The sequence below is a fragment of the Microbacterium sp. C23T genome (genome assembly GCF_053345975.1).
This window is the reverse complement of record NZ_JBKFBD010000004.1, coordinates 176,937-188,330: the sequence shown is the minus strand read 5'-3', so window position 1 is coordinate 188,330 and position 11,394 is coordinate 176,937. Positions and strand designations below refer to the sequence as shown.

Sequence of the window (11,394 nt, the reverse complement as noted above, 5' to 3'; positions counted from 1 at the left end):
CCGCGCGGCCCCGCGGCCGGCCCGGCCCCGGTGAGGCGGACGTCGAGCACCCGCTCGTCGTCGTCGCGACGCGAGCGGGTGACGAGGTCCTGCGCCTCGAGGCGCTTCACCAGGGGCGACAGCGTCGCCGGCTCCAGCGCGAGCTCGGCGGCGAGCTCGCGCAGCGAGCGGGGCGATCGTTCCCACAGCGCGAGCATCACGAGGTACTGCGGATGCGTGAGGCCGAGCGGCTCGAGGATCGGCCGGTACAGCCCGACGACGTTGCGCGCCGCGGTCACCAGCGCGAAGCACACCTGGTTGTCGAGCTTGAGCAGGTCGTCGGGGTCGATTTCGGCATCGGTCACGAAATGATCCTATCGCCCACTAATCGTTAGTACACTAAGGAACATGCCAGACACGGATGCCCCCACCCCCGACCGTCGTCCGCTCCGCGAGCGCGTGCGCGAAGCCGGGGGCTGGTACGCGTTCCTCAATACGAACCTCATCCGGGTCGCCGGCCCCGCCGCCGTCGGCCCCTACGAGACGACTCCTCCGCCGAGCCAGGCGGAACGGGCCGAGCGCGCGTGCCCGCTCTGCGGCGCGCCCATTTCCCAGCACACGTTCGACCGCTCGGGGCCCAAGCCCCTCATGCACTGCCCGTAGCCCTGGCGGTCCCCTAGCGAGGTCGAAGGGTCAGGCGTGTCCTGCGCGCTCCATGGCGCGCAGCTCCTTCTTGAGATCCTGCACCTCGTCGCGCAACCGCGCGGCCAGCTCGAACTTCAGCTCCCCGGCCGCGGCGAGCATCTGCTGGCTGAGATCCGCGATGGTCGCCTCGAGCTGCTCCGCCCCCTCGGCCGCGATGCCCTCGCGCCGCAGCTGCGGGGTCGGGCTCTTGCCCATGCCGGACTTGGTCTTCGCCGCGGCCTTGCCCCGCAGCATCCGATCCGTGTCGGACGCCTCGCGTGCGAGCACCTCGGTGATGTCGGCGATGCGCTTGCGCAGCGCCTGCGGTTCGATGCCGTTGGCGGCGTTGTAGGCGATCTGCTTCTCGCGACGACGATCGGTCTCTTCGATGGCCTTGGCCATCGAGTCGGTCACCGTGTCGGCGTACATGTGCACCTGACCCGAGACGTTGCGGGCCGCGCGACCGATCGTCTGGATGAGCGAGGTGCCGCTGCGGAGGAACCCCTCCTTGTCGGCGTCGAGGATCGACACCAGCGAGACCTCTGGCAGGTCGAGGCCCTCACGCAGCAGGTTGATGCCGACCAGCACGTCGTAGACGCCCGCTCGCAGCTCGCTGAGCAGCTCCACGCGGCGCAGCGTGTCGACGTCGGAGTGCAGGTAGCGCACGCGCACGCCGTGCTCGCCGAGGAAGTCGGTGAGCTCTTCCGCCATCTTCTTCGTGAGCGTCGTGACGAGGACGCGCTCGTCGCGCTCGACGCGGAGGCGGATCTCTTCGAGCAGGTCGTCGATCTGGCCCTTCGACGGCTTCACGACGATCTCGGGGTCGACCAGGCCCGTCGGGCGGATGATCTGCTCGACCACGCCGTCGGCGATGCCCATCTCGTACCGGCCGGGCGTCGCCGACAGGTAGACCGTCTGACCGACGCGGTCCTTGAACTCGTCCCACCGCAGCGGCCGGTTGTCGAGCGCGCTCGGCAGGCGGAACCCGTGCTCGACGAGGGTGCGCTTGCGCGAGGCGTCCCCCTCGTACATCGCCCCGATCTGCGGGACGGTGACGTGCGACTCGTCGATCACCATGAGGAAGTCGTCGGGGAAGAAGTCGAGCAGGGTGTGCGGCGGCTCGCCCGGCTCGCGCCCGTCCATGTGGCGCGAGTAGTTCTCGATGCCCGAGCAGAACCCGAGCTGCTGCAGCATCTCGAGGTCGAATGTGGTGCGCATGCGCAGGCGCTGCGCCTCGAGCAGCTTGTTCTGCGACTCGAGCTCTTTCAGCCGCTCAGCGAGCTCGTCCTCGATCGTGCCGATCGCGCGCTGCACCGTCTCGGTGCCGGCGACGTAGTGCGAGGCCGGGAAGATCGGCACGCTGTCGAGCCGCTGCACCACATCGCCCGTGAGGGGGTGGAGCATGAACAGCGCCTCGATCTCGTCGCCGAACATCTCGATGCGGATCGCGTACTCCTCGTAGACCGGGATGATCTCGATGGTGTCGCCGCGCACGCGGAAGTTGCCGCGTGCGAAGTCCACGTCGTTGCGGTTGTACTGCATCGCGATGAACTTGCGGATGAGCGCGTCGCGGTCGTAGACCTCGCCCACCTGCAGCGCCACCATCGCGCGCAGGTACTCGTCGGGCGCCCCGAGGCCGTAGATGCACGACACCGTGCTCACCACGATCACATCGCGGCGGCTGAGCAGCGAGTTGGTCGTCGAGTGGCGAAGCCGCTCGACCTCGGCGTTGACCGACGAGTCCTTCTCGATGAAGGTGTCGGTCTGCGGGACGTAGGCCTCGGGCTGGTAGTAGTCGTAGTAGCTGACGAAGTACTCCACCGCGTTGTGCGGCATGAGCTCGCGGAACTCGTTCGCCAGCTGTGCGGCCAGGGTCTTGTTGTGCGCGAGCACGAGGGTGGGGCGCTGCACCGCCTCGACGAGCCACGCCGTCGTCGCCGACTTGCCGGTACCGGTGGCGCCGAGCAGCACGACATCGGTCTCGCCGGCGTTGATGCGCGCCGCCAGCTGCGCGATCGCCTGGGGCTGGTCGCCCGACGGCTCGTATTCGCTCACGACCTCGAACGGCCGAACGGATCGTGTGGTCTGCACCAATCCAGCGTAGGCGCGACCCCCGACATCGGGGCGGCGTTCGCGAGGAGCGGATGCCTCGGCCCGCGGTCCGCGCGGGAATCAGCCGCCGAAGCCCCCGCCGCCGTCGAATCCTCCACCGAAGCCACCGGCGTCGTATCCGCCGCCGAAACCGCCCCCGTCGAACCCGCCACCACCGCCGTCGTAGCCGCCCGAGCCGGGGTCGAACGTGTCGCCGATCCACGCCGGGCTGTCGCCCAGCTGCAGGGATCCGGCGCCGACCGTGTAGTACGCGGCCACCGAGCTCGACAGCAGGAACTGGTTCGCCACGATGGTCAGCGCGCCGGCGTTCACGAGCATCGAGCGCACGTCGACGTCGTCGCGCGGGTCGCGGTCGAGGGCCCCGACCGCCGTGCGCGCAGGGTCGGCCGCGGCCTGGGTCGCAGCATCCGCTCCCCTGCTCTCGGCGCGGCGCGCCTTGTGCTCCTCGGCACGGCGGACGAGCCGTGCGATCACGGTCGGGTCCTCCGCGGCCGCGTCGCGCTCCGAGTCCGCGAGGAACGGCCGCAGCTGTTCGAACATCTCGCGCCGGCGCTCCGGCGGCAGGTCGGCGAAGGCCGACGCGTGGGCGCTCTCGATCACGGACGCGGGCAGGGTGTTGAGGAGATAGACGTACCGCGCGATGCGCTCCTCCTCGGTCGTCGCACCGTACGGCGACTTGCGACGACGGCGGAACCTCGAGAACACGGCCATCGGAACCTCCTCGATCCGTCTCCAGACTACGAGCGTGCGGCGCGCTGCGCGATGTGCGCGTCGATCGATTCCCACAGCGCGTCGACCTGGCGCAGGGTGCTCTCGAGCGAGCCCGAGGTGTCGATGACGACATCGGCGATCCGCAGGCGGGCCTCGTCGGGCACCTGCGACGCGAGCCGGGCGCTCGCGTCGGCTTCGGTCATGCCGCGCAGCTCCACGAGGCGCCGGAGGCGGACGTCCTCGGGCGCGTGCGCGACGACGATGAGCTGCCAGGGGTCGTCGACCCGCGCCTCGACGAGGAGCGGCACGTCGTAGACCACGACAGCGTCGGGATCCGTCGCGAACGCCTCCTCGAAGCGACGAGCGGACTCGGCGCGGACAGCGGGGTGGACGATCCGGTTGAGCTTCGCGATCGCCGCGTCGTCGCCGAACACCCGGCTGCCGAGGGCAGCGCGGTCCAGGGATCCGTCGGGGCGCAGCATCCGTTCCCCGAACGTCTCGGCGATCGCGGCCAGCACGGGCGAGCCGGGCTGCTGCACCTCGCGGACCAGCTGATCCGCGTCGACGACGACGGCGCCGTGCTCGGCCAGGCGACGGGCGATCGTGGACTTTCCGGAGGCGATGCCTCCGGTGAGGGCGACGAGCGGCATGGTTCGAGCATGCCACGCCGCGCCGGAGCAGCGTGTCGCGGGCGCCTGCAAGCCTGCGCGGTTCCTGAGGCGGGCCTGAGCAGGCGTTGAGGCACCGGAGGTAGCCTCGGGGCACCCGAAGGACAGATCAACCCGTGTGGCACTGGGGAGGGCGGGAGATGAGCGTCGGACGCGACATCGTGGCGACCGACGTGACTCCGCCCCGCTGCACCAGCCCGATCATCCTGAGGTACGGACGGGCCGCGCGCGTGGGGACGACAGCGGCTCAGGTCCGTGCACGGAGGACGCGCGCAGGGCGGGATATGGGGATAGCTCCCGCCCTACGCGCGGCCCGCCGGACCGGCGCGGTGGCGGACGCACGCGAGCACAGCTCCACGGGCCGTCCCGCGTACGGTCGCGTCCTGTGATCGACGGCCCGCCGCACCCGTTCCGCGTCGCGTTCTGGGATATCATGACCGACGTCCAGGGTCCGTCGACAGCACCGGACCCGGAGGGTGCATCGGTGGAAGAAGCGCGCGTCGCGGTCGTGATCGAGGATGAAGCGGACATCCGTTCTCTTCTGTCGACCGTGCTCGCCCAGGCGGGCTTCGAGGTGCACGGCGCGGCCAACGGCGCGGACGGCGTCGAACTCGTGCGCGAGCACCGGCCGCTCGTGACCACGCTCGACGTGAACATGCCCGGGATGGACGGGTTCGAGACCGCCAAGCGCATCCGGGCCATCAGTTCCACGTACATCGTCATGCTCAGCGCTCGCACCGAGGAGATCGACGCACTCCAGGGTCTGGAGGCGGGCGCCGACGACTACGTCGCCAAGCCGTTCCGTCCGCGCGAGCTGCGCGCCCGCATCGACGCCATGCTGCGCCGGCCGCGGCATGTGGCACCCGCCGATGTCGACGCCGTGAGCGAGAACGAGCCGCCCGACGGCGTGTGGCTCGAGCACCACGGGCTGCGCCTGAACGCCTCGACGCACCTCGTCACCGTCGACGAACAGGACGTCGAGCTGACGCGCAGCGAGTTCGACATCCTCGCCGACCTGCTCGTGGCCGGCCGGCGCGTGCGCGCGAAGTCCGATCTCGCCCTCATGCTCCGCGGCGACCAGTACGCCGTCAGCGACTTCGTCTCCGACAGCGACGCCCGGGCGATCGAGGTGCACATGGCGAACCTTCGCCGCAAGCTCGGCGAGTCGCCTGCGCAGCCACGGTGGATCGAGACCGTGCGCGGCGTCGGCTACCGGCTCACCGCCTGACGGAGGCTCCGCAGCGGCGGACGAATGCGCTACTCGCCCTCGTCGACGAGCACCGAGGTCTCCACGTTCGCGGCCGCGCGGCTCGCCGCCTCGCGCGCGACGCGCATGAGCTCAGCGGGGTCGTAGCCTGCCGTCTCGCTCAGCGCGACGCCGACGCCGACCACGGGGATCACTCCCCCGCCGACCTTGCCCAGGTCGTCGAAGAGGCCGCGGTAGATCGCGCCGGCCTGCCGGCGCGCCTCCTGCGAGGACGCCACCGCGAGCCCGACGACGAGCCCGGTGTGGCCGTCCTGCCCCACGACGGCGTTCGTCGGCGCGTGGTGGCGCACACCGGTGCGCCACGTCGCCGCCAGCGCCCCCGCGACATCGCTGCCGAACGCCGTGGAGATCTGGTCGAGGTCGTCCAGGCGCACCGCGGTCACGGCGATCGGCTCGAACCGGCGCTCGGCGCGCCGGCACATGCCCTCGAGCACGACGGCGAAGGAGCCCTCGGTGAGGATGCCCTGTTCCTCGTCCACGGCCTGTGTCTCGCGCAGGTAGCCGCGCATCGGCGCGCGGCTCGCCCGCAGCACCGAGGTCACGACGACCGCGACGATCGTGAGCGTCACCGTGAGGTAGCTCGTGCTGATCGTGCCGAACGCGGCCTGGAACAGGGCGCTGTCGGGGCCCGAGGTCACGAACGCCGTCGTGCGCGACACGTAGTACAGCGACTGGAATCCGAGGACCGCCCCGAGCACCCACGCCGTGCGCGACTCCCGCATGTCGCCGCGGAGGCACTCCACGGCCCCCGCGCCGGCGAAGCAGAGAAGCGGCACGAACATCCACAGCGCGCCGGCCCAGTCGCCGCCGGCCTCCCCCTCGATCGCGACCGCCGTGGCCGCGGCGGCCACCGCCACGGCGACGAGGATCGACGACCAGCGCATGTCGCGGCGGTTGAAGCGGCGGCATCCCAGCCACATGCAGCCGGTGCCCGCGACGAAGGCCGCGTTGCCGACGGCGATGGCCCACCACGCGCCCTCCGACTGCACCCAGATCGTGTACGCGAGGGTTGTGAGCATCGCCGCGAGGAACGCGATCGACCAGATGCGCCCCGCGCCCTCGTCCCGTCGCAGCAGCGTCTCGAGGATGAACAGCACGCCGCTGACGTTGACGACCAGAGCGGTCATGATGAGCACGCTCGCCAGATCGAGGGTCATCGTTCTCCTTCCGGGCCGATGGCGGGCAGTTTCACGATGAAGGTCGACCCGACGCCGGGCGCGCTGTGCAGCGCGAGCTCGCCGCCGTGCGCGCGCACGATGTCACGGGTGATGGCGAGGCCGAGGCCGGTGCCCGACCTGCGCTCGCCGCCCGCCTTGTAGTAGCGCTGGAAGAGTCGCGAGCGATCGGCGTCCGAAATGCCGACGCCGGTGTCGCGCACCAGGATCCAGCTCGATGTGCCGTCCGTCGTCGTGCCGACGAACACCGTGCCGCCGTCCTTGTTGTACGCGATGGCGTTCGACACGAGGTTGTCGACGACCTGGCGCAGGCGCAGCGGGTCGGCCCACGCGGTCGCGGGCTCGAGGCCCGTCTCGTCGATCGTGATCGCCCGTGCCGCGGCCCGCGGGAGGGCGTCGGCCGCGGCGCCGCGCATGAGGTCGCGCGCGTCGAGGAGCTGCGGGGCGAGGGATGCCTCGACCGACGACGGCGACGAGCTCGACGCCGCGAGGATGTCGGCGACGATGCGCAGCAGGCGCTCGGCGTTGCGCTCGGCCACGTCGAGGCTGGCGCGCACCGCGTCGGGGGTGTCGGGATCCTCGATCGCGAGGTCGAGGTAGCCGAGGATCGAGGTGAGCGGGGTCCGCAGCTCGTGCGACACCGAGGCCACGAGGTCGTCGCGCGCGCGAAGGGCGCTGAGCTCGGCGGTCACGTCGCGCGAGACCACCACCGCACCCGCGTCGCCGCCGTCGGGGTCGATGAGGCGACGGGCGGTGATCGTGAGCGCGCGGCGCGGTCCGGGCTCTGCCCCGAACCACACCACCTGGTCGTCGAACGCCTCTCCGCGGCGCGCGCGCTCGAGGGGGAGCTCGTCGGGCGGCAGCGGCGAGGTGCCGTCGTCACGGAACGCCGGCACCTCGATGCCGTCGGGGTCGACCTCGAATCCCTGCAGGAGCTTGCCGTGGGCCTCGTTCGTGACGGCGACGCCGCCGCTCGTTCCCATGCGCACCACCCCGAAGTCGACGGCGTCCAGCACCTCCGTGACGACCTGCTCCTGGCGCCGGGTGCGCGCGAGCACACTCGCCAGCAGCGCCGACTGCTTGGCCAGCAGCATCCGCTGCGCATCCGACCGGCGCGCGTTGAGGTGGCTGGTGGCGGCGACCGCGACGATCACCAGCGGCAGCAGGAACGTCCGGTACGTGACCTCGGTGGCGCTGAGCGCCGTGAGCACGCTGACGATCCCCGCGATCGCGACGATCACGCCGAACAGCCCGAGCAGCCCGAACCCGCCGGCGAGCCACGTCGCGGGGAAGATCCACAGCAGGCCCAGCACCGTGTCGGGCGCGGCGACCTGCATGAGGGTGATGGCGACGATGTCGATGGCGGGGACCACCGCGACCCACCCGTATCGCAGCCGCCCCCAGGGCACCACGAGGGTGGCAGCCGTCACCGCCACCACGAGGACGACCCCGAGGAAGAACAGCACCGGCTCGCCGCCGAACGGCCCGATCGCGACGAGCACGCCGAGCACGAACACCACCGCGGCCAGCAGCAGCTGGTTCAGCATCGCGGTGCGGCCACGCGTGCGGTCGGCTCCCTCCGGCGCGGTCCCGCCCGTGCGGGAACGCGCCGCAGGCGCACCCGGCTCGCCCGGCGTCGCGGCGGTCATACCGCGACGGTAACGGATGCCGCGCCCCTGCGCCCGAACGGCGCGCTCGCTGCGGCCCACCGGGGGCGGGAACGCGGGGTCGGATCCGCGGGTGCGGGATCAGAACCCGAAGTCGCCGAAGTCCCCGATTCCGCCCATGTCGCCGGCCGCGGCGTCGCCGCCCCAGCCCGAACCCGGGTCGCCGCCCCACCCCGCCCCGGAGTCCGCGCCGGCGTCTGCGGCGCCGGTCTCGCCGGAGCCGCCGTCGGCGCCGGAGCCGTCTTCGTAGCCCTGGTCGTACGCGAAACCGGGCGTGAGGAACGAGCTCACCAGGGCCGAGCCGATGACATAGCCGACCACCGTCCCGAGGATCGAAGAGCCGAGCATCGAGCCGAAGGAGGGGCCCTGGCGCTGGGGGCCGAGCGTACGCTCCATGAACCCCGGGTTGGTGTACTCGGCGCGGGTCGCCGCGCGGGCCATCGCCTGCGGATCGGTCGAGCGCGGCTGCTCCTGCGGAGGGAGCCCGGCGGAGAGCTCGGCGAGCACCTGCTGGCGCTGCGGCTCGGTGAGCTTCGCGAAGGCCTCGGCATGCACCTGTTCGATCGTCTCGGGCGGTGCGGTCTTCAGGAGGTACCGGTAGCGCTCGATCGCGATCTCGTCCTCGCTCCGGGGCGGCTGCATGCCCGGCCCCTGCGCGCCGTAGCGGTTCTGCGGAACGGGCGGCGCCTGGCGCGCGTCATCCGTGCTTCCGAACAGTCGGTCGAGGAATCCCATGTGCTGCTCCGTCGTCTGCGAGTGCGAGTGGACCCTCACGCTAGGCGCGCTTCCTCGGAAGCCGCTGGAGGATCCGCCGCGGTTCTCGCAGAGCGTACTGCGTCACCCGCGGGCCGCGAGGGCCTCGCTCAGCCACCGCGCGTGGAGCTGCCACGGATCGTCGACCCCCGCGGAGAGCACGGCGATGTGCGCGGTGAGCGCGTCGGAGCGGCGGAACCACTCGGTGCCCGGGAAGCGGTCTGCCGCGAACTGCACGTGCCGGCGCTGTTCGAGCGCGCGCCCACCGCGCTCGAACGCCAGCAGCTCGTCATGCCAGATGGCGCCGAAGCGCTGCCGCGGATTCCCGCTCGTCCCGATCTTCACGCGGTCGTCGTAGCGGAGGTAGTACACGACGTCGACGCGCGGCGGTGCGATGTCGTCGTCGGGCAGGTCGCCGTAGCGCCACTCGCACACCGCGCACAGCCAGCCCGATGGATAGCGGACCCCCAGCCGCGAGCCGCACAGGCGGCACGGCGAGGGCAGCGCGTCGGTGACGCCGTACTGGGCGTCCGCCCACTCCCCTGCCGCCGCGAGGTGCGCCTCGCACAGCGCGACCGGCGCATCGGCCGGCACAGGGCCGCGGCATCCGTCGTCGTCCACAAGACATCGCGAGGCGGGAGGAATCACGGGCACAGGGCGACCGTACCGGCGACCTCCGACGCCCGCGGTACGCGAAAGGCCGCCATCCCGCCGAAGCGGTGGTGACGGCCTTTCGAACCAGACGGTTCAGCGAACCAGGCGGCTCAGCTCAGGATCAACGACCCGAGAGCTTCTCGCGGAGAGCCGCGAGTGCCTCGTCGTCGGCCAGCGTGCCCACGGGGCTGCTGTCGGACGAGAAGCTGGACGAGCCGGTCTCGACGGGAGCGTTCGCCTCGGCCTCGAGAGCCTTGGTGACGGCAGCCTTGTGGGCCTCCCAGCGAGCGTGGGCCGCAGCGTACTCCTGCTCCCACTTCTCGCGCTGCTCGTCGAAGCCTTCGAGCCACGCGTTGGTCTCGGGGTCGAAGCCCTCCGGGTACTTGTACTCGCCGTGCTCGTCGTACTCGGTGACCATGCCGTAGAGGGCCGGGTCGAACTCGGTGCCGTTCGGGTCGACCGACTCGTTCGCCTGCTTGAGCGAGAGCGAGATGCGGCGACGCTCGAGGTCGATGTCGATGATCTTGACGAAGACCTCTTCGCCGACCGACACGACCTGCTCGGCGAGCTCGACGTGCTTGCCCGACAGCTCCGAGATGTGCACGAGGCCCTCGATGCCGTCCGCGACGCGCACGAACGCACCGAACGGAACGAGCTTGGTGACCTTGCCCGGCGCGACCTGACCGATCGCGTGGGTGCGGGCGAAGACCTGCCAGGGGTCCTCCTGCGTCGCCTTGAGCGACAGCGAGACGCGCTCGCGGTCGAGGTCCACCTCGAGGATCTCGACGGTGACCTCCTGGCCGACCTCGACGACCTCGGACGCGTGCTCGATGTGCTTCCACGAGAGCTCCGAGACGTGGACGAGACCGTCGACGCCACCGAGGTCGACGAACGCACCGAAGTTGACGATCGACGAGACCGTGCCCTTGCGGACCTGGCCCTTGTGGAGGTTGTTGAGGAACGTGGTGCGCGACTCGGACTGCGTCTGCTCGAGCAGGGCGCGGCGCGACAGCACGACGTTGTTGCGGTTCTTGTCGAGCTCGAGGATCTTCGCCTCGATCTCCTGGCCGAGGTACGGCGTGAGGTCGCGGACGCGGCGGAGCTCGATGAGCGAAGCGGGGAGGAAGCCACGCAGGCCGATGTCGACGATCAGACCACCCTTGACGACCTCGATCACGGAGCCGGTGACCACACCGTCGTTCTCCTTGATCTTCTCGACGTCGCCCCACGCACGCTCGTACTGCGCGCGCTTCTTGGAGAGGATGAGGCGGCCTTCCTTGTCCTCCTTCTGGAGAACGAGGGCTTCGACCTCGTCGCCGACCTTGACGACCTCGTTGGGGTCGACGTCGTGCTTGATGGAAAGCTCACGCGAGGGGATGACGCCCTCGGTCTTGTAACCGACGTCGAGGAGCACCTCGTCGCGGTCGATCTTCACCACGGTGCCCTCGATGAGGTCGCCGTCGTTGAAGAACTTCAGAGTCTTCTCGACCGCGGCCAGGAAGTCCTCGGCAGATCCGATGTCGTTGATCGCGACCTGCTTGGTGGCCGGGGCGGTCGTTGCGGTAGTCATGTAGTGGGTTGTCCTTGTAGGGGTTGTGTGTCGGGCTCCGGCCTTCTGCGGCTCCCCCGCGCGAGCGCGAACGGATGCCTCGAGCCGAGGCGAAGCGGATTTTCTTGCGATGCCACTCGGACCCTTGCGGATCCGTCACCGGCGCGAACCGGCA

11 protein-coding genes are annotated in these 11,394 nt (G+C 70.8%); 2 read left to right on the top strand and 9 right to left on the bottom strand.

The window, feature by feature from the left end; translation table 11 throughout:
- On the bottom strand, window positions 1–344 hold a 344-nt coding region (locus tag ACLBXX_RS03900; protein WP_447656902.1), incomplete at its 3' end, for a MarR family winged helix-turn-helix transcriptional regulator.
- A 43-nt stretch (window positions 345–387) separates the two neighbouring features.
- Between ACLBXX_RS03900 and ACLBXX_RS03895 the strand changes: the two genes are divergently transcribed.
- Window positions 388–642 carry a hypothetical protein gene (locus ACLBXX_RS03895; protein WP_045298856.1) on the top strand — a complete coding sequence of 85 codons (255 nt, stop codon included), beginning with the start codon at window positions 388–390 and terminating at the stop codon, window positions 640–642.
- A gap of 30 nt (window positions 643–672) precedes the next feature.
- Here ACLBXX_RS03895 and uvrB read toward each other — a convergent pair whose 3' ends face one another.
- The 3 genes from uvrB to coaE all read right to left on the bottom strand — a co-directional run bounded on the left by uvrB (window position 673) and on the right by coaE (window position 4,136).
- Window positions 673–2,754, bottom strand: a complete 2,082-nt coding sequence (gene uvrB / locus ACLBXX_RS03890; protein ID WP_447656901.1) for an excinuclease ABC subunit UvrB — start codon at window positions 2,752–2,754, stop codon at window positions 673–675.
- An 81-nt stretch (window positions 2,755–2,835) separates the two neighbouring features.
- Complete coding sequence (locus ACLBXX_RS03885; protein ID WP_447656900.1) at window positions 2,836–3,486, bottom strand: hypothetical protein; 651 nt, start codon at window positions 3,484–3,486, stop codon at window positions 2,836–2,838.
- Between the two features lie 26 nt (window positions 3,487–3,512).
- On the bottom strand, window positions 3,513–4,136 hold the full coding sequence (gene coaE, locus ACLBXX_RS03880; protein ID WP_447656899.1) for a dephospho-CoA kinase: 624 nt from the start codon (window positions 4,134–4,136) through the stop codon (window positions 3,513–3,515).
- 502 nt (window positions 4,137–4,638) lie between these two features.
- Here coaE and ACLBXX_RS03875 point away from each other — a divergent pair.
- Entirely contained in the window at window positions 4,639–5,382 is a 744-nt protein-coding gene (locus ACLBXX_RS03875) for a response regulator transcription factor (RefSeq protein ID WP_447656898.1), read from the top strand.
- Between the two features lie 29 nt (window positions 5,383–5,411).
- Here ACLBXX_RS03875 and ACLBXX_RS03870 read toward each other — a convergent pair whose 3' ends face one another.
- The 5 genes from ACLBXX_RS03870 to rpsA form a co-directional block, all read right to left on the bottom strand.
- The gene (locus tag ACLBXX_RS03870) at window positions 5,412–6,578 is read right to left on the bottom strand and encodes a hypothetical protein (protein ID WP_387138203.1); all 1,167 of its coding nucleotides are present in this window, start codon (window positions 6,576–6,578) and stop codon (window positions 5,412–5,414) included.
- The gene (locus ACLBXX_RS03865; protein WP_447656897.1) at window positions 6,575–8,245 is read right to left on the bottom strand and encodes a sensor histidine kinase; all 1,671 of its coding nucleotides are present in this window, start codon (window positions 8,243–8,245) and stop codon (window positions 6,575–6,577) included. The genes ACLBXX_RS03870 and ACLBXX_RS03865 overlap by 4 nt, the downstream gene beginning before the upstream one ends.
- A gap of 99 nt (window positions 8,246–8,344) precedes the next feature.
- Complete coding sequence (locus ACLBXX_RS03860; RefSeq protein ID WP_447656896.1) at window positions 8,345–8,998, bottom strand: hypothetical protein; 654 nt, start codon at window positions 8,996–8,998, stop codon at window positions 8,345–8,347.
- A gap of 102 nt (window positions 8,999–9,100) precedes the next feature.
- Window positions 9,101–9,670 carry a GIY-YIG nuclease family protein gene (locus tag ACLBXX_RS03855; protein WP_447656895.1) on the bottom strand — a complete coding sequence of 190 codons (570 nt, stop codon included), beginning with the start codon at window positions 9,668–9,670 and terminating at the stop codon, window positions 9,101–9,103.
- A 121-nt stretch (window positions 9,671–9,791) separates the two neighbouring features.
- The gene (rpsA, locus tag ACLBXX_RS03850) at window positions 9,792–11,240 is read right to left on the bottom strand and encodes a 30S ribosomal protein S1 (RefSeq protein WP_310290426.1); all 1,449 of its coding nucleotides are present in this window, start codon (window positions 11,238–11,240) and stop codon (window positions 9,792–9,794) included.
- Window positions 11,241–11,394 lie beyond the last annotated feature (154 nt).